This window comes from Porphyromonas sp. oral taxon 278 str. W7784 (genome assembly GCF_000467855.2).
Classification (GTDB): Bacteria; Bacteroidota; Bacteroidia; order Bacteroidales; family Porphyromonadaceae; genus Porphyromonas.
Genome location: NZ_KI259244.1, coordinates 563 through 18,403 on the forward strand (window position 1 = coordinate 563; position 17,841 = coordinate 18,403).

At 55.5% G+C, this 17,841-nt stretch carries 14 protein-coding genes; all 14 read right to left on the bottom strand.

Annotated features, from left to right (window positions below; genetic code table 11):
* Positions 1 to 166 precede the first annotated feature (166 nt).
* Positions 167 to 2,272 (bottom strand): Omp28-related outer membrane protein, encoded by a 2,106-nt coding sequence (locus tag HMPREF1556_RS05850; RefSeq protein ID WP_021667428.1) that lies wholly within the window; start codon positions 2,270 to 2,272, stop codon positions 167 to 169.
* A gap of 1 nt (position 2,273) precedes the next feature.
* On the bottom strand, positions 2,274 to 3,995 hold the full coding sequence (locus HMPREF1556_RS08730; RefSeq protein ID WP_021667429.1) for a DUF6029 family protein: 1,722 nt from the start codon (positions 3,993 to 3,995) through the stop codon (positions 2,274 to 2,276).
* Between the two features lie 16 nt (positions 3,996 to 4,011).
* Entirely contained in the window at positions 4,012 to 4,512 is a 501-nt protein-coding gene (locus HMPREF1556_RS05860) for a TlpA disulfide reductase family protein (protein ID WP_021667430.1), read from the bottom strand.
* A 283-nt stretch (positions 4,513 to 4,795) separates the two neighbouring features.
* Complete coding sequence (locus tag HMPREF1556_RS05865; RefSeq protein WP_021667431.1) at positions 4,796 to 6,436, bottom strand: ABC-F family ATP-binding cassette domain-containing protein; 1,641 nt, start codon at positions 6,434 to 6,436, stop codon at positions 4,796 to 4,798.
* Between the two features lie 127 nt (positions 6,437 to 6,563).
* Positions 6,564 to 7,874, bottom strand: coding sequence for a UDP-glucose/GDP-mannose dehydrogenase family protein (locus tag HMPREF1556_RS05870; protein ID WP_021667433.1), 1,311 nt, complete (start codon positions 7,872 to 7,874; stop codon positions 6,564 to 6,566).
* 41 nt (positions 7,875 to 7,915) lie between these two features.
* Positions 7,916 to 8,308: an HIT family protein gene (locus HMPREF1556_RS05875; protein ID WP_021667434.1), complete on the bottom strand. Its 393-nt coding sequence runs from the start codon at positions 8,306 to 8,308 to the stop codon at positions 7,916 to 7,918.
* Between the two features lies 1 nt (position 8,309).
* Positions 8,310 to 8,780 (bottom strand): transcription elongation factor GreA, encoded by a 471-nt coding sequence (greA, locus tag HMPREF1556_RS05880; protein WP_044125322.1) that lies wholly within the window; start codon positions 8,778 to 8,780, stop codon positions 8,310 to 8,312.
* Between the two features lie 156 nt (positions 8,781 to 8,936).
* Positions 8,937 to 10,037 (bottom strand): DNA polymerase IV, encoded by a 1,101-nt coding sequence (dinB, locus tag HMPREF1556_RS05885; protein WP_021667436.1) that lies wholly within the window; start codon positions 10,035 to 10,037, stop codon positions 8,937 to 8,939.
* 42 nt (positions 10,038 to 10,079) lie between these two features.
* Positions 10,080 to 10,481, bottom strand: coding sequence for a DoxX family protein (locus HMPREF1556_RS05890; RefSeq protein ID WP_021667437.1), 402 nt, complete (start codon positions 10,479 to 10,481; stop codon positions 10,080 to 10,082).
* A 103-nt stretch (positions 10,482 to 10,584) separates the two neighbouring features.
* A complete protein-coding gene (gene tsf / locus HMPREF1556_RS05895) occupies positions 10,585 to 11,409 on the bottom strand; it encodes a translation elongation factor Ts (protein WP_044125331.1) in 825 nt (274 codons plus the stop codon).
* Between the two features lie 152 nt (positions 11,410 to 11,561).
* Positions 11,562 to 12,356: a 30S ribosomal protein S2 gene (rpsB, locus tag HMPREF1556_RS05900; protein WP_021667439.1), complete on the bottom strand. Its 795-nt coding sequence runs from the start codon at positions 12,354 to 12,356 to the stop codon at positions 11,562 to 11,564.
* A 150-nt stretch (positions 12,357 to 12,506) separates the two neighbouring features.
* A complete protein-coding gene (rpsI, locus tag HMPREF1556_RS05905; RefSeq protein ID WP_021667440.1) occupies positions 12,507 to 12,893 on the bottom strand; it encodes a 30S ribosomal protein S9 in 387 nt (128 codons plus the stop codon).
* A gap of 10 nt (positions 12,894 to 12,903) precedes the next feature.
* On the bottom strand, positions 12,904 to 13,359 hold the full coding sequence (gene rplM / locus HMPREF1556_RS05910) for a 50S ribosomal protein L13 (protein ID WP_021667441.1): 456 nt from the start codon (positions 13,357 to 13,359) through the stop codon (positions 12,904 to 12,906).
* A gap of 261 nt (positions 13,360 to 13,620) precedes the next feature.
* Complete coding sequence (locus tag HMPREF1556_RS05915) at positions 13,621 to 17,505, bottom strand: N-6 DNA methylase (protein ID WP_021667442.1); 3,885 nt, start codon at positions 17,503 to 17,505, stop codon at positions 13,621 to 13,623.
* Positions 17,506 to 17,841 lie beyond the last annotated feature (336 nt).

The window sequence follows — 17,841 nt, forward strand, 5'->3', positions numbered from 1 at the left end:
ACGACCTACCGTGGATCCCTTTTTCACTCCACTGAGCATAGCCCCAAAGAGCATCGGGAAAGAGCAGAAAAGCCACGAGGCTGCACCCCATAGGAATACGCCTCGTGGCTACACACTATATATAAGGGAGACGACCAGCGTACCAGGCGTGCTGGAGAGGTCGGGGTTACTTCAGCGTGACGGAGGCAGCATTGACGAACTCCTTCGTCGAGGCGTCGAGAAGGATGGCGATCACCTCGCAGTCCTTGGGGACGATCGCCATAGAGCCGGGATAGCGTGCCTGCTCCAGCTTGAAGGTCGCAGAGAAGTCTGCCCCGTAGCTGTAGGTACTGCCCCAGAACCATTGACCGGGGTCTAACCTATTCTGGCGATTATTGAGGCCTCGGCGGAGGACATGCTGATGACTGTAGGTGTCAGACACGTTGATCTGGTAAGCGATCATATTGCTCTGCACCAGGAGGAAGAGTACCCGCACTTCCGGGGGAGGCGTCATCCCGTTGTTGGGGAGAGCCTTGAAGTGGACGGAGACCTCAGTAGCGGTGTTGGTGGCAGAGAAGCGGATCTTCGCCTGAGGCTTCTGGGCTATTAGGGCCCGGGCACGCTCTTCGAGATAAGCGTGGTAGACCTTCTCCTTATTGTTCCCTATGAAGATATTCGGATAGCCAGTAGGCTTGTAGAATCCCCGATACATCTCGAAGTCCTCCGAGAGGAGATCCGAGCCCTTGTTGTAGCCACGAGACTGGATGGCTACGGGGAGGAAGTGCTCGCCGAGGGAGCGCTTTGCCCTAGCTACACTATTGAGAGCAGCAGCGCAGTAGCCACAGTATTGGCCCGTGAAGTCGAAGGCGACGACATGGGTCTTCAGCGCCTCGGGGATATCGTCATTCCCTCCTGGGGGCGTCGGGTCGGGGGTGGGGTCGGGCTTAGGATCGGGCGTGGGGGGCTTAGGCTCGACGGGAGGATCCGCCTCCTTGGCGAAGTCCTTGGCAGTAATAGTGAAGCGGTAGGTGAGCGAGGCGAGCGTCTTGCCCGACTGCTTTAGGTAGAGCTTCACCTCATAAGTACCTTCCCTGCGGGTGAAAGCCTTCTTCAGCCCGTAGTGAATGCCTATGAGGTCGGTGGGCTGAGGCTTGTAGCCCTTATGGGAGAAGGAGGTGGAGAGGGTCTCCAGCGTACGGCAAGACTCGAGGCAGATACCACGGAGGCCGTGGGAGTCAGGTCCCGCCCCACTGCTGGTGGTCTGAACTTCGATATCGAAGGGGCCCTGCTGTCCCTTGGGGAGAAGGAGGCGTACATAGGGAGAAGCGACCTCAGCGATTCCGTCCAGGAGCTCCAAGGGGCGCTCGGGCTGACAAGCTATGAGCGAGCCCGAAGGAATAGGCTTGCTGGTGGTAGCATCGACGAAGGTCGGCTCCTTCACCTCACCCCCTGGCTGATCCTCGTTGGGATCCTTAGGTCGCTCGGGCTGGGAAGAGGAGGCCTCGGGGACAGGCTGTAGGCGTGCCTCGAGGATGCGCTCGGTCTTCGTGTCGGAGACGAAGGCGATGATCTTGGCCTTGGTCTTGTCTTTCAGTTCGGAGGGGATAGCGAAGGTCTCGGTGAAGGGTTTGCCTAGCTCAAGGGATACCTTCGCTAGTTCGCTCCTGAGGACGTTGTGGTGGAGGAAGGAGGGATTCTTCCCGCTAGCCGTCTGCTGAGGAGCGATGACGTCCTCGACGAGCCAGAGGGTGAGCTGGTAGCTCCCCACCCGTGGTGAAGCGGAGCTAGCGGGCTTAGCCTCGACACGGCAGGACCAAGCCTTCCCCTCGTCTGCCGACTGTAGTGCTAGGGTCAGAGTCAGAGAGGCAGGAGCCTTGAGAGCGCTGAGGATCTCACTCGTCCAGCGAGCGGAGGAAGTGGAATACATCTCCCCGCTGGAGAAGGGGTGACGATCAAGCATAATGCCTGGGATCGCCCGCTGTATGTGGAAGGCCTTAGCATAGCTGTCGGCCACGGGGGAGCGAAGCTCAGGGAGCGTCTGTCCCGTGTAGGCCGCATGCATCGAGACGACGATAAGGCGATCGGGGTGGGAGGCCTGAAGCCCCTCGAGGAACAAGGCTGCCGTGGGGCAGTTGACACACTCCTGCCCCGTGTACTTCTCTAGCAGAAGCTGATGGGTGGTGGTAGTCTCCGGCTCAGAGCCCCGACCTCGCCAGCGGTCCGACTCCGAGGGAGCCTTGGCACAGCTAGCGAGGGCAAGCAGGCTGAGGAGGAAGAGGTAAATGCGGTACATACTACAGAGCGAATTGGTAGGAGAGGTAGAGCCCGTGAGTCTCGGGCATGAAGCGACAGATCCCGCCCGAGCAATTGATGCCGGCACGGGTACGGCCGTAGGAGAGGCGCACGCTGTGGCGTGTCCAGCTCCCCGAGGCAGCGAGCATATAATAGTGGGTGCGCAAAGTGCCCACATTCCACAGATCGCTTGCCGAGAGGATGAAGTGAGGCAGGATGGAGCATTCGACGCCCCCGTAGAGCCAGTCCCCTTCGGCCTGGCGTGTCTGGAGGTACTGAAGCTCGGTACGTAGGGTCACTCGCCGAGAGAGCCGGTGCCGTCCGTCATATATAAATATGTGGGAGTGGATGATATCGCCACGGGTGGCATGCCCCTCGATGAGGCGCTGGTTGTAGGCTTGGTTGATGTAGCTGGCCACGAAGCTATAGCTCGAGGAGACTCGACGGGAGACTTCGATGCCGACCTCTCGGAAGAGGAGGTCCTTCATACCGAAGAAGTCTGTGGTGTAGCCATCGCTCCCCATGAGCTGGGGCGCTAAGGGATCGGTCGCCCCCTCTGGTAGCAGCCAGGAGCGACGAAGCCCCATAGCGAGTGAGCCGTAGAGCTTGATGTTCGTCCTCTTCACCTTTCGTCCCACCGAAGGGTCAGCGATAGAGGTATCGAGCGAGCCCTGGAAGGTCCACTCTCCATTAGCCTGCGACGCGTAGGGATAGAGAGCAGCGAGGGTGTAGGTCTGTTGCTTAGTGAAGGGCTGGAGGAAGTTGAGGCGTAGGGCATTGCCCTCGGCGAGGCGGTCGGAGCGGAAGTCAAAGTTCTCACTCCGTCGTGCTCCTACGAAAAGGCTACTCCGCCCCCAGAGGTAGGAGGCGGTGAGCATCGCTGCCGAGCCGGGGCGGAAGATGAAGCCGTTGGTACGGTTGGGGTCGTAGTCCTTGTGCGCATACTCCAGCTGAAGGCTGAAAGTGGGGAGACTAAGGCCCCCACGGGCCGACCAGGCGGAAGTCCCTACAGGCTGGCGAAGGTCGTAGAGTCCTCCAGCACGCTGGAGGGTGAGGGCGTCCTCCGCCTCGTGCTTGTAGAGGTAGCCTGCTCCCAGCTGGAGACTTCCCCCGACAGAGGTGAGGGAGGGCACGAACTGCTCCAAGCTCAGCTCTAGGTCACCACCCGCCAAGTAGCCTCGGTCTCGGGCGAAAAGTCGTGTGCCTCGATCGAAGAAGTGACGCTGCTGACCGACGAGGCTCTTCAGGCGAAGCAGTTCGCCGTAAGTATAATTGATCCGAGCTCCTCGCACAGCGTTGTCGAGACCGAGGAAGCGGTCTTCGTAGGAGCGGAAGAGCAGACCGCTACCAAACTGCTCATAGATGTCCCCCAGCGTAAGGTCTACGCCTGCATACCTACCCCGAAGGTAGAAGTACGGGAGTCCCCAGCCCTTCTCCTCCTCCCTGCCAGGCAGGGGATGGCGCTTCTCCTCGAGTCGTAGCCCGACCTCGAAGAGCTTGGAGCGAAGGACGCCGTCCAGGTAGGTGATGCCGGAGAGCGGGCTTGCCGATCCCTGCTTCGTCTCGGAGAGATGCCAGTCGGTCTGAAGGGAGAAGTTCGTCGTCCAGCGACGCTCGCCCTCCTGCTCTCCCTCGTAGCGGGTGGAGGCGGAGAGCGAGGAGACTCCTATGGGGTGAAGGAGCGCAGTGAGCAGAAGGGAGAGGGGGAGGTATCGTGTCTTCATGAGGGTGCGTGGGTTCTTACTTCTTGGGGGCAGAGGCTACGGTCTCCCGTAGGATCTGGAGGATCTGACCTTCGCTCCCCTCTACGTAGCCCGTGCGTCGGTCCAGTAGCGTACCCGAGCCGTCGAAGATGAAGAGGGCGGGGACAGCCGAGACATTCATCGCCCGCTTGAGGTCGGAGTTGGTATCGGTCAGGACGACGAACTCCCAGCCGTGGGCGTGTACCGTGGGGCGTACCTTCTGGATGTCGGGGCCCTCGTCGATGCTGATGGCGTAGAGGGTGACACCCGTCTCCCTCTGCCAGTCGGCATAGACCTCCTGGATAGCGTCAAGCTCACGGAGGCAGGGCTTGCACCACGTGCCGAAGAACGTCACGATGAAGGGCTTGCCCGACTGGAGGAAGGTGGAGGTCTCGACGGGCTTACCGCTGAGGTCTCGCACGGTAGCTTGGGGGAGATCCTGAGCGTAGCAGAGTGTCGTCATGAGTAGAGCCAGGAGGCTCAGAAGCGTTCTTTTCATAGGGGATCGATGAGGACCGAGCCTTGGCACGAGCTCGGTCGGTGATAACTACAGCAAAGGTAATGAGAAGTCCGAAAAACCTCAATACTCCTCCCCCACCGCTACAAGAGCAAGGAGTTCCCCAACGCTCAAGCTCTCCCTCCCCCACCCCAAGCCCTAGGTTAGAGGCACTTCGCAGAGACCAAAGAGGCACTACTAGCGCCACCCGAGAGGCACCAATAGAAATCCCCCAGAGGTACCAGTGGTACCTCTGGGGGATCAAAAGGACAGCCTCTGGGGAGGCTTAGGAAACAGAGCGCTCGAGCTCCTTGAGGTTCTCCAGCTTCTTGCGCTGCATGAACTCGTAGATACCTTCGAGGTGCTCGGTGACCTTCCCGCCCCCGAACTCATAGACCTTGCTCACTAGTCCGTCGAGGAAGTCACGGTCGTGACTGACGAGGATGAGCGTGCCGTCGTAGTGGAGGAGCGCCTGCTTGAGCACTTCCTTGGTCTTCATGTCGAGGTGGTTGGTAGGCTCGTCGAGGATCAGGAGGTTGTAGGGCTCGAGGAGGAGCTTCAGCAGGGCCAGGCGTGTGCGCTCACCCCCGCTGAGCACCTTGACCTTCTTCGTGGAAGCCTCTCCCCCGAACATAAATGCCCCCAGAAGGTCCTTGATCTTCGTACGGATCTCTCCCTCGGCGACATCATCGATCGTCTGAAATACCGTGCGGTTCTCGTCCTCGATGGCCGCCTGATTCTGGGCGAAGTAGCCGATGGAGACATTGTGCCCTAGGGTCAGCTCCCCTTCATGCTCGAGCTCCTTCATGATGCAGCGTACCAGCGTACTCTTCCCTTCCCCGTTCTTGCCGACGAAGGCGATCTTGTCGCCTCGCTCGATGGTGAGGTCTACACCGGAGAAGATCTGCTTCGCTCCGAAGGCCTTGCCGACACCGGACATCTGGACGGGGTAGTTCCCCGAGCGGGGAGCAGGCGGGAAGCGGAGTCGGATGGCGGAGGTATCGATCTCGTCGACCTCTACCAGCTCGAGCTTCTCGAGCATGCGCACGCGACTCTGCACCTGATTGGTCTTGGAGTAAGTGCCCTTGAAGCGCTCGATGAAGTCGGTCGTCTCTGCGATGAACTTCTGCTGCTCCTCGTAGGCCTTCTGTTGTTGCTCCCGGCGCTCCGCCCTCAGACGTTGATACTCGGTGTAGTTGACCTTGTAGTCGTAGATCTTGCCCATCGTGATCTCTAGCGTGCGGGTAGTGATATGGTCGACGAAGGCCCGGTCGTGACTGATGACCACTACCGTCTGCCCTGTCTCGATGAGGAAGTCCTCGAGCCACTGGATCGACTCGATATCTAGGTGGTTCGTCGGCTCATCGAGGAGAAGTACGTCGGGCTGACGAAGGAGCAGCTTCGCTAGCTCTATGCGCATACGCCAGCCACCACTGAACTCGCTCGTCTGGCGGGAGAAGTCGCTCCGCTTGAACCCCAAGCCTAGGAGGGTAAGCTCGACCTGCTTGTCGTAGTTGATCTCCTCTATGGCATAGTACTTCTCGCCGAGCGTAGAGACCTCCTCGATGATCGCCATGTACTCGGGGCTGTCATAGTCGGTGCGGGTATTGAGGGCCTCGTTGAGCTCCTCCATACGTGCCGCCATCTCGTGGATGTGGCTGAAGGCTTGCTCGGCCTCCTCGAAGACCGTGCGCCCGTCCTCGGTGAGCAGGTGCTGTGGGAGGTAGGCCACACGCACACCCGAGGGGACATTGACCTTGCCACGGGTAGCCTCACGTGTGCCACTGAGGATCTTGAGCAAGGTGCTCTTGCCCGCCCCGTTCTTGCCCATCAGGGCGATACGATCCTTGGGGTTGATGACGAAGGAAATATCGGAGAAGAGAGGAGCCCCACCTATCTCTACGGTGAGACCATCGACTGAAATCATAGACGAGTATGAGGGAGAATGGATCAGGAATGCAAAGCTCCCTTCGCAGGGAGCTTCATACTAAAAGGGATGGAAGGAATAGGGGCTCTGCCACTCTTTCGCAAGAGGAGCGCCCCCCGAGGCAGGACTACTGCCCGATCTGAAGGAGCGTAAAGCCCGCCTCTACAGGAGCGGTGTCGAAGACATTGCGTCCATCGATCAGAAGGGGCGTACGTACCGAGCGTGCGAGCACCTCCCAAGCAGGCATGCGGAAGGCCTTCCACTCGGTGACATGGAAGATAGCATCTACGTCTAGTGCCGAGTCGTAGATATCACGGGCATAGCGGACGCTCTCCCCAAGATGGCGCTTCGCCTCCGTCATCGCCACCGGGTCGTAGACAGCGACCTGGCACCCGGCCTCTAGTAGGGCACGGATCAGGATGAGCGAGGGTGCCTGTCGCATATCATCCGTCTCGGGCTTGAAGGCAAGCCCCCAGACAGCCACCCGACGCCCCCGTATATCTCCAGAGAAGAAACGCTCGAACTTATCGAAGAGGATATGCTTCTGCGCCTCATTCACCGCCTCTACTGCCTCGAGCACACGCATAGGACAACCATGCTCGTGGGCCGTACGGATGAAGGCCTGTACATCCTTTGGGAAGCAGGACCCGCCATAACCACAGCCGGCGTAGAGGAACTTGCTCCCTATCCGGGCATCGCTACCGATGCCTTTGCGCACCATAGAGACGTTCGCCCCTACAGCATCACATAGGTTCGCCACCTCGTTCATGAAGCTGATACGAGTGGCGAGCATAGCGTTCGCCGCATACTTCGTCATTTCTGCCGAAGTGATGTCCATGAAGAGGACTCGGAAGTTGTTTAAGAGGATAGGCTTGTAGAGCCGCGTCATCAAGTCTCGGGCACGATCACTATCGACGCCGACGACGACACGGTCGGGACGCATGAAGTCATCGATAGCGCTTCCCTCCTTGAGGAACTCAGGATTGGAGGCCACATCGAAGGGAATCTCTACCCCTCGCTTCTTCTGCTCCTCCTCTATGACCTCCCGTACCCGACGGTAGGTACCTACGGGGACGGTGCTCTTGGTCACGACGAGACAGTAGTCCGTCATCGCTGCTCCTATAGCACGGGCTACAGCGAGCACATGCGAGAGGTCCGCTGAGCCGTCTTCGTCGGGAGGAGTACCGACAGCACTGAAGATGATCTCTACATGGGGAAGGACTTCCGCAATCGAGGTACGGAAGTGCAAGCGCCCAGCCTCTCGGCCTCGGCGTACTAAGGTATCTAGACCTGGCTCGTAGATGGGGATCTCGCCCTGCTGTAGACGCTGGATCTTCGCCTCGTCTACATCGACACAGTAGACCTCAGCTCCGAGATCGGCAAAGCAGGCGGCACTGACCAGACCGACATAGCCGATCCCGACGATAGCGATACGCATGATGGACTCCTAAGATGAAGGGATGAGGTAAGGGACGAGCACTAGAGGCGGGCTTCTCGTAGCGAGGCAGCTATCTGCTCCATCTCCTCAGCCGGGAGCTGGAGCTTGTGCTTGAGATCGATGTCCCCTTCGGTATTGATGGGGACGAGGTGGATGTGGGCATGGTTGACCTCGAGACCTAGCACGAGGACGGCGACCTTACGGCAGTGGGTCACAGACTGGATCTGCTTCGCCACCCCTTGTGCAAAGGCCATCATCCGACCGAGCTCATCAGCTCCTAGATCGAAGAGGTAGTCTACCTCCCGACGAGGTACGACAAGCGTGTGCCCAGGCTGTACGGGGTTGATGTCGAGGAAGGCGTAGAACTCGCTATCCTCCGCCACCTTGTACGAAGGGATCTCCCCTTCGATGATGCGTGTGAAGAGCGTAGCCATACTAGATGGAGATATTGAGGATCTCAAAGTGTAGGAGACCACCAGGGGTCTGTACCTCGACGGTATCCCCTACCTTGCGACCCATGAGCCCCTTGGCGATGGGGGTATTGACGGAGATCTTCTTCTCCTTGAGGTTAGCCTCCGAGTCTGAGACGAGCGTGTAGGTCAGCTCGGCACCGGTCTTGGTATTGCGGATGGTGACCTTGTTGAGGATCTGCACACTATCCGTAGAGAGCTTGGATTCGTCGATGATACGGGCGTTACTCACCAGCGCCTTGAGCTGGGCTATCTTCCCCTCGAGGAGACCCTGGGCTTCCTTAGCGGCGTCGTACTCGGCGTTCTCTGATAAGTCGCCCTTGTCACGCGCTTCGGCTAAGTGGCGGGAGATCTCGGGACGCTGTACCGACTCCAGTTCGTTGATCTCGGCTATGAGCTTGTCATAGCCGGCTTGTGTCATATAGTTATATGCCATAGTCATGAAGGTCGAGTCTAGGACTCTATGCTTTAGGGTGCGGTCGGATACCGCAGGTAAATACAATAGCGAACCCTACTCCAGCATGTCAGCTGTCGTAGGGTTCTCCTGCAAAGGTACGAATTAATTACTCATCGGGACTATGAGTGCCTCCCCCTAATCGAAGACGATGGGCCTGCCCTCGGCGTCTACTAAGGGCAACCACTGCGGTACCCACATCCCTGGACGCTGCTCTTCAGGGGGATTGGAGAGGGAGAGCCCAAGCAGACGGATCGGTCGAGCCGAGTAGTCCAGCCCACGGAGAAGCCTGAGGCCAAGGCGGAGGATCTCCTCCAGCGAAGAGATAGGCTCTAGGTCTGACGTGGAGCGGGTGAGACTAGTGAAGTCGGAGAACTTTACCTTCAGCGTCAAGGTACGCCCTACGAAGCCCTTCCTCTCGAGACGCCTTTGGAGCTCCTCGGCGACTAAGCGAAGGCGAGCTTCGACCTCTAAGGGTTCGGCCGAGTCTTCATCGAAGGTGTGTTCGCACCCGAAGCTCTTGCGCACCCATTCACTTACCACAGGGCGATCATCTATGCCACGAGCAAAGTCATAGAAGACTTGCCCTGCCTTTCCGAAGCGTCGCCTTAGCTCCTCCAGACTCCGCTCCCTTAGATCCGCCCCAGTGGAGATACCGAGCTCGTGCATCCGCTTAGCCGTAGCCCTCCCCACACCCCAGAAGGCTTCGATAGGGAGAGTAGCGATGAAGTCCAAGGCTTGATCTGGGTGTACCGTACAGAGACCATCAGGCTTGCGGACGTCGGAGGCTACCTTGGCGAGGAACTTATTGTACGATACCCCTGCCGAAGCCGTGAGCCCGAGTTCGTCTCGGATACGCCGACGGATCTGCCGGGCTATCTCCACAGCTAAGGGCTCCCCGATCTTATTCTCCGTGACATCGAGAAAGGCTTCATCCAGCGAGATCGGCTCTATGCAGTCCGTATAGTCGTGGAAGATAGCGTGGATGGCCTGGGACACCTCCTTGTAGCGGGGAAAGCGTGGTGCTACAAAGGTGATCTGAGGACAGCGCTTTCGAGCCAGTGCCCCCGTCATCGCCGAGCGCACACCGAAGCGTCGTGCCTCGTAGCTAGCAGCGCAGACCACTCCCCTATGCTCCGTTCCCCCTACGGCAATAGGCAGCCCCCGAAGCTCGGGATGGTCGTGCTGCTCTACCGAGGCATAGAAGGCATCCATGTCGATGTGTATGATCTTGCGCATGGCGAAAGGATAGGGACGGGCAGGCGGCTTAGGGAAAAGCTATCACTTCTTTGGGCGCTGAGGCATCGGGCGCGTATAGGCCCAAGCCCAAGCGATGAGAGGGATCTGAAGAGGCAGGCGCACCAAGGCGAAGGTCAGACGGGGATCCGCCGTGGCCTTCATATTGAGATAGGTCTGGATATTTGCAGGGAAGACCGCGATAAGCAAGAGGACAATACCCCACGCAGCCCACACACGCAGACGAGTCTTTGGGCGAAGGACAAGAGCCACACCCAGCACGATCTCGATGACCCCACTCAGGGCAACGAGCGCTTCGTGAGCGGGTAGGTAGGGTGGCATCGTGCGCAGGTACATCTCGGCATTCACAAAGTGATTGACTCCTGCAGCAATGTAGAGGAGGGCGCAGAGATAGAGCCCTACGAAGTAAAGACGATAGCGAAGCATCGGAAAGGATAGAGTAAGGGTTATAAAAGCACTAGCCCCCTAGCGCGGGAGCGTTAGGGGGCCAGGGAGGCCTGCCCTTAGGGGGCAAGCATAGTACTTGAGACTATTCCGCTTTTAGCGTAACACGCTTGAAGGCGGTCACCGTGAGGCTCTTGCTCTGAGCCTGGAGGTACTGAGCGATCGTAAGCTTGTTGTCCTTGACGAAGAGCTGATCGAGGAGGGTATTCTCCTTGTAGTACTTCTTCAGAGCACCCTGTGCGATGTGGTCGACGAGGTTCTCGGGCTTACCTGCTTCACGAGCCTTTTCACGAGCGAGGTTAAGTTCACGTTCCTTGACGTCAGCGGGGACATCTTCTTCGGTGATGCCTACAGGAGCCATAGCAGCGATCTGCATAGCCACGTCACGAGCGACCTGAGCATCGGTAGCTTCGTTGAAGGCTACGATCGTAGCGAGCATGTTCCCTGGGTGGATGTAAGAAGTCGTGAAGACACCCTGGACGAACTCGTAGACACCGAGTTCCATCTTTTCGCCCGAGACACCGCTGCGCTCGGTGATGTGGTCCTGTACGCTACGGCCGTCAGCCATAGGAGTAGCGAGGAGTTCTTCCTTAGAAGCACCCTTCTTAGCCTTAGCTACTTCGAGGATAGAGGAGACGAGCTTGATGAAGTCTTCGTTCTTAGCGACGAAGTCCGTTTCGCACTTGACGCCTACCATGACAGCATAGTCGCCTTCGTGGGCAGCGAGGATGCAGCCTTCTTCAGCTTCGTGGTCGCCACGCTTAGCAGCGATAGCCTGACCACGCTTACGGATGAGTTCGATAGCCTTGTCGAGGTCGCCAGCAGCTTCTTCGATAGCCTTCTTGACATCGGAGAGGCCAGCGCCAGTGAGGGCACGGAGCTTCTTGATGTCTTCCAACAGTTTACTCATGATGGTATCTTGTATTGAGTTAGAGTTCTTGTGATTTGGTAGATAAGACCCGAGGACGAGCAGTAGATACTCGCTCATCCTCGGACTTATCCTGTGGATCTACTCCCCTAGAGGTAGAGGAGCTGTCGACAGTTCGTATGAAGCTAGAGAGCTTAAGCCTCTTCGGAGGTAGCCTCAGCCTTACGGCGGGTGCGGCTACCCTTCTGTACGAGCTTAGCACCACCTTCTCCTTCGCCCTTCTCCTGGCCCTTACCTTCGGCCTTGCGTTCCTGCAGGCCTTCGGAGATAGCACCACAGATAGCAGAGACGATGACTTCTACGGCAGCCGTAGAGTCGTCGTTAGCGGGGATGACGTAGTCGACATTCGTAGGATCGCTATTGGTGTCCACAATAGCGAAGACGGGGATACCCAGGCGCTGAGCTTCGGCTACTGCGATGTGCTCCTTCATGACGTCTACGACGAAGAGGGCATTAGGCAGCTTGGTCATATCAGCGATAGAGCCGAGGGTGAGCTCGAGCTTAGCACGCTGACGAGAGATCTGAAGCTTCTCACGCTTGGAGAGGTTATCAAAGGTACCATCAGCAGTCATCTTATCGATCTCGGTCATCTTCTTGACGGCCTTGCGGATCGTAGCGAAGTTGGTGAGCATACCACCGGGCCAGCGCTCCGTGACGTAAGGCATACCTACTGCCTTAGCCAGCTCAGCGACAGCGCCCTTGAGCTGCTTCTTCGTAGCTACGAAGAGGATCTTCTTGCCAGCCTTTGCCAGGCCCTTGGCGACTTCTGCTGCTTCGTCGACCTTAACAACAGTCTTGTGAAGGTCGATGATGTGGATGTCGTTACGCTCCATGAAGATGTATGGAGCCATAGCTGCATTCCACTTACGGGAGAGGTGACCAAAGTGGGCACCTGCTTCTATGAGTTGGTCAAATGAAACTCTTGACATGATTTCGTTTACGTTCTATAAAGTGTAACAGAATTACTTTCAACTGCTTGGTAGGACGAGCCTGCTTCTGGGGCGAGGCCCATAGCTCTAAGCAATTTAGATACTAAACGCGAGATAACATCCCTCAGGCGACAAGCCTGAGCGAGGATATTAACGCTTGCTGAACTGGAAGCGCTTGCGTGCCTTGGGGCGACCTGGCTTCTTACGTTCGACGACACGAGAGTCGCGGGTGAGGAAGCCTTCGGCACGGAGTGCTGGCTTGTCCTCTTCGTTGATCTTCACGAGAGCACGAGCGATCGCCAGACGAGCTGCTTCGCTCTGTCCCTTGAAGCCCCCACCCTTGAGGTTGATCTTGATGTCGTACTTCTCAGCGACGTCCAGAGTAGCCAGGGGCTGGCGTACGATGTACTGGAGGATCGAAGAAGGGAAGTACGTAGAGATGTCACGCTTGTTGATCGTGATCTTCCCGCTACCTGCTGCTACATATACACGGGCTACTGCGGCCTTACGACGGCCAATGGCATTGATGAATTCCATACGGCGTATATTACTTGAGCTTAGTGAGGTCTACGAGACGGGGCTGCTGTGCTTCGTGCTTGTGCTCTGCGCCATCATAGACGTAGAGGTTGTCAAGGATAGCAGCACCGAGGCGGTTCTTAGGGAGCATACCCTTCACTACCTTACGGAAGAGGCGATCCGAACCCTTTGCCTGGAGGAAGCGAGGGCTGAAGCTACGCTGTCCACCGGGGTAGCCGGAGAACTTGAGATACACACGGTCGTCCCACTTCTTACCAGTGAGGACTACCTTGTCGGCGTTGATTACGATCACGTTGTCCCCGCAGTCTACGTGGGGCGTGAAGTTGGGCTTGTACTTACCGCGAAGGAGCTTAGCGATCTTGGAGCATACACGACCCAAGCTCTCTCCTGCTGCATCCACGACTACCCACTCCTTGGTGACGGTAGCCTTGTTTGCAGAGACGGTCTTGAAACTTAAAGTGTCCATTCCTTCTGTCTTATTGTTAATGAATTCGACGAAAAGCGAGCCTTCGTATAGAGACGTCGTCTTGGGAGGCCTTACCCTATAAGTATTGGACACAGGCAAAGCGCACACTACTCTCCCAGTACTGGGCGATAAGACTCTGTCAATCCTCTAGACTCGCTGGGGTACTATTTGATAAACAGCGCACAAAGATACAAAAAAACAAGAGACCCCATACACACTACATCAAGTCGCTCCCACCAATCGTGAGTACCGTGCATGTAGTTACTCCAAATACTTCTTGAGGATAGCTGACTTACGAGCCTCAGCTCCCTGCATCACCGCTTCTGCTTTACGAATCTCGGCTTCGTACCCCCCTATCTCTTGAATGATACGATCCTGCTCCTGTATCGAAGGCACTGGGATAGAGAGGTCTCTATAAAAATCTATTGGCACACGCCTGTGACCACTCGCACCTGTCATCCGTTGCTCAGCCTGCTTACGAATAATCTCTCTATTAAGGAAGTGGAATAGGAACCCTTGCCTTACAGCTGCATTCTTATTGCGGAATACATGGAACTCTGAGCTACCAAAGCCTATACCATTAGTCAAGCCTGACAACAGAGCGCATTTACCATTCTCCATACATGGGGTGATCTTAGCGATGATAATATCACCATCACGGAAGTAGGTGTAACTCCCTTTAATAACCTCTTGCAAAATTCGATCTTGCCCGCCTTCTACAAATCCATCATTACTAACTGAGGCCATCTCTAAGAAACTAACTACAGTATCCAATGGCATCCCAGCCAGCTCTCTTTTAGAAGGATTAAACTCACAGATTGTATCAACACGAAGAGTATCTATCCCTACCCCTCTTTGCATACGGGTATCAAGCTCCAAAAAGATCTCACCAATCTTCTCTCTACAGTCATCGATAGTCACACGTGACGACTCATATTCTGCATCTACCACAGCGCACTCATCAACGATAACCTGCTGTATCTCCATAGGAGGCAAGGGAATTTGAACATCATTCTCGAGGTATGATTTATTCAAGCTCTTGCCAAAAGCCTTATTCCCCACCGTTGAATGGTTTAATCCACCTGCACTAAAGAAGCAGTGCAAATAGCAATCTAAAACCTGCCCTGAATTCCGAGGAATCAAACCTGCAATCGCCTCATTCGTATACAAGTCTACACCTGCTATTGCGGTCTTTCCGATACTCAGTTTGAAGCTTAATAAAGTTGTACCCTTGGGAATAAGTTTAACATTGGACTTCTCTACGGCCTTGTCCGTAATCTGCTCTTTTGTCTGAGTAATGATTCCACCATTCATTTCCGCAATAGAGACCCATGGATGGTCTCCTCGAAAGTATTCTGGTATTTGACGTGACGGAGTTCCTCCGATTCTCACATCAACTATTTCTCCTAAAGAATAAACAGGATAACTGCTCTGTATACCCTCAGAGTTCACCACAACAGTCCTTATGGCTGCATCCCAGTCTGTGCGCTTGAAATCAAGCATATCGATAAGGCGGAAGGTCGAGCAATAGCTCTTGAGCTCTTCGGGGATCGATACCGCTTCGCCCAAGAAGCAGGATCTCACTAAGCTATTAATGCGGGAGGTGTCACTGAGATCACGAGGATTAAAGAGAGGGGTCTGGATCGAGTCAATGCCCTTGATGAGAGAGAGCTCACCCTCCCCTTCCGACTTAGTGGCACCACCGATATATTTGATCCCTTCATCACCCTTGCGACTACTCCACTCATAGCCGAGGAAGCGCTTGTTAGCAGCATTGTCTGCAGGACTCTTGATGATGAGGACAGGCTGCTCATTACTCTTTGCCAAGAGATAATAATAGAGCTTCTCTTGCTCCAGCTCTCGAATAGCCGTGAGGATATACTTCTCCAGCTCCTCGGTCTGCATCTCACGAGTATACTTCTTCGTCAGCTTCTTCTTGAGGATACGCTTGGCTTCGGAGTCAGCAGCGAACTTTGCTCGGTAGCTCTTGAACAGTTCATGATTCCACAGCTCCACCACAGGAGCCAGGCAAAGTAAGGAGTCATACAGGGAGCGATCAATGCCCTGCATACGGCAATAGGCATCCAAGAGGGGGATATCCTGATAGTGATCATCAGAAGCAAAGTCTCCACCGAACCACGTCTTGACACGATTATGATAGTGTTCCTTCGCGGGAACTGTTGTATCTCGCTTCTTGAGGAAGAGGGTCACAGTATTCGTCCCCGTCTTGCCGAACGTCCCGCTACCGAACTCAGCTATCGCTACGATCTGAAACTCCCGCAACATCTGCTCCCGGGCACGACTATAGATATTCCCATTAGAGAGGACAGAGGAGGGCAAGATAATGGCAGCGACACCGCCAGAGCGTAGCAGTTGGCTCGCTCGCTCCAAGAAGAAGACCTCAATGCTATTATTCGCACTGATGTCCGACACGTAGATATTGAGTTCATACTGCAGGCGTTCCTCCTCGGTCAGGGTCTCTAAGAAGCCCTTGACACTATAGGGGGGATTGGCTATCAGTACGGAGTAACTTCCCTCCTTTATACGCTCATGCTTCTTCAGCGCATCTTGATAGATGATGTTGATCCCCTCTTGTCCATACATAAAGGCTGAGACCTTAGCGACCTTCGAGAGTCGGTACTCCTTCTCGATACCATAGATCGCATTGTAGCAATCTTGCTCTGCAACCCCTAAGGCTGAGATAAAGGGCTTAACCTGCTGTGCATACTCATTGAGGAAGTGCCCAGCCCCGCAAGCGTAGTCAATCACCTTAGGGACAGCCCGCTCAGCATGTAGCGTCTCTAAGGGTAGGGAGGAGACGATGAAGCGAACAATAGGCAGGGGAGTAAAGAACTGCCCTTCATTCTGCTTGACGCCTTGATCAAGGAAGCCCTCGAAGAGATCTCCGAGAAACTGATTGGGCTTCTCGGTACGCAGGCGAATATCCTGGAGCATGCCCACGACTTTCTTCAGGATCTCAGCATTCTGTCTGAAGAGCGTCTCATTATGGACATCGAGGAAGGCAAAGTCATTGTTCGTGTAAAACTTCTGCTGACGGAAGTACTGTAGTACAGCATCCTTCGTCGCATCCAGCTTACCTAAGTAGTGTGTGAAGGCATAGCTGATCTGCTGCTCATCAATATAGGTCACCTGCTCCCCAAGGAACTCATTCATCCCCTCACTATACATCTTCTGCAGTCGGTCTTGCAGACTATAATAGTCATCGGTAGCAGCTCCGCCCCAATGGAATTTGAGTGCGTTACCATTACGCGTCTCATCTACGATCTTCGCCAGGAAGAGATTGACGAGCTTATCAAAAGCATTCTCACGCCCCGACACATTATGCTGGCGCATGATGGTCGCATACTCATGGTACTTCTTTTGAATATCTGAGCCATCGGCATCCTTGAGATCCTCTGCACGAAGCACTCGCATCCCAATGGTAAAGGGCTTCGTCCCCTCCTCGAATAAGCCTACGGGGCTATAGTCTAAGTCATAGGTATCTCGCCATACTTTGAAGTAGGATTCCTTGCCGCCCTTCTTTGCCTCCACAGAAGCGTACCCAGGGAGACCGCTTGCCTGGATATAGCCTTCATTATCCTGGATACTGACGATACGACTCTGATAGACACAGCGTCCCTCGACCCAATCCGAGGCATAGAGACAGAGAGCTGTAGCCTGACGGAAGGTATTGAAGTAGTTGAAGAGCTGCCCTCCATCCTCTTCCATATAGCTCCATGCACGACTGAACTCATCACCGCTCTTCGTGCTATCCATCGTCTTACACTCTACGAGAGCAAAGACCTCCCCCTCATTATTCTGAATGATGATATCACAATGTCCGCCTGACTCCCCATGCCCCTTAGGCGTAGGCTTCTCCAGCTCCAACTGTTGAGGGGTATAGCCCAAGCTCAGCAAGCGAGTAATACACTCCAAGACCACGAAGTTCTCTGGCTGAGAGAAGTTGGTTGTCGTCTTACGATGTATCTTCAAATCCTCTGGGTAGCATATCGCTTCACATCCGAAGTCTACCGCTATCTCCGAAGAAGAGGCGCCAAAGGAGCGAGCCCATACTTCGGTAATGCCCTTCGTCTGCTCATATCCCAAGGAAACTAACAGGGGTCGCAGGTTGTCTATCGTTATCATACAGTCTATTTTGTACTGTAAAGATAGGGCTTTATCCAACGTTGAGCTCTGCTCTCGCCTTTAATTTCACATGCAGATTCCGTCCAAAAGACTTCTAAGTAAGCTCGCTGAGAAGGCTATGGATAAGTGAGGAGACGAAGGGGAGAGCGATTGGAGAGGGATGACTCGAAGGGCTGGTAGACCGCCATCGAAGTACTCCAACTTGGTCCAAGGAAAAAGCGCGCGAAACACGGGATCTTTTCGCTCCCGAATATTGGGGGCTTTTCATGGGAAGAACTACCCCTTAAACTGGGGGCGAAGGGGAGGGGCAAAAAACGACCTACGGTAGGTCGTCAA

What these genes read in the sequence shown, in the direction of transcription:
- rplM (WP_021667441.1), bottom strand. Translation starts at nt 13,359, where the DNA reads ATGGACACTTTAAGTTTCAAGACCGTCTCTGCAAACAAGGCTACCGTC.
- dinB (WP_021667436.1), bottom strand. Translation starts at nt 10,037, where the DNA reads ATGCGCAAGATCATACACATCGACATGGATGCCTTCTATGCCTCGGTA.
- greA (WP_044125322.1), bottom strand. Translation starts at nt 8,780, where the DNA reads ATGGCATATAACTATATGACACAAGCCGGCTATGACAAGCTCATAGCC.
- HMPREF1556_RS05870 (WP_021667433.1), bottom strand. Translation starts at nt 7,874, where the DNA reads ATGCGTATCGCTATCGTCGGGATCGGCTATGTCGGTCTGGTCAGTGCC.
- rpsB (WP_021667439.1), bottom strand. Translation starts at nt 12,356, where the DNA reads ATGTCAAGAGTTTCATTTGACCAACTCATAGAAGCAGGTGCCCACTTT.
- tsf (WP_044125331.1), bottom strand. Translation starts at nt 11,409, where the DNA reads ATGAGTAAACTGTTGGAAGACATCAAGAAGCTCCGTGCCCTCACTGGC.
- HMPREF1556_RS05850 (WP_021667428.1), bottom strand. Translation starts at nt 2,272, where the DNA reads ATGTACCGCATTTACCTCTTCCTCCTCAGCCTGCTTGCCCTCGCTAGC.
- HMPREF1556_RS05865 (WP_021667431.1), bottom strand. Translation starts at nt 6,436, where the DNA reads ATGATTTCAGTCGATGGTCTCACCGTAGAGATAGGTGGGGCTCCTCTC.
- HMPREF1556_RS05875 (WP_021667434.1), bottom strand. Translation starts at nt 8,308, where the DNA reads ATGGCTACGCTCTTCACACGCATCATCGAAGGGGAGATCCCTTCGTAC.
- HMPREF1556_RS08730 (WP_021667429.1), bottom strand. Translation starts at nt 3,995, where the DNA reads ATGAAGACACGATACCTCCCCCTCTCCCTTCTGCTCACTGCGCTCCTT.
- HMPREF1556_RS05860 (WP_021667430.1), bottom strand. Translation starts at nt 4,512, where the DNA reads ATGAAAAGAACGCTTCTGAGCCTCCTGGCTCTACTCATGACGACACTC.
- HMPREF1556_RS05915 (WP_021667442.1), bottom strand. Translation starts at nt 17,505, where the DNA reads ATGATAACGATAGACAACCTGCGACCCCTGTTAGTTTCCTTGGGATAT.
- HMPREF1556_RS05890 (WP_021667437.1), bottom strand. Translation starts at nt 10,481, where the DNA reads ATGCTTCGCTATCGTCTTTACTTCGTAGGGCTCTATCTCTGCGCCCTC.
- rpsI (WP_021667440.1), bottom strand. Translation starts at nt 12,893, where the DNA reads ATGGAATTCATCAATGCCATTGGCCGTCGTAAGGCCGCAGTAGCCCGT.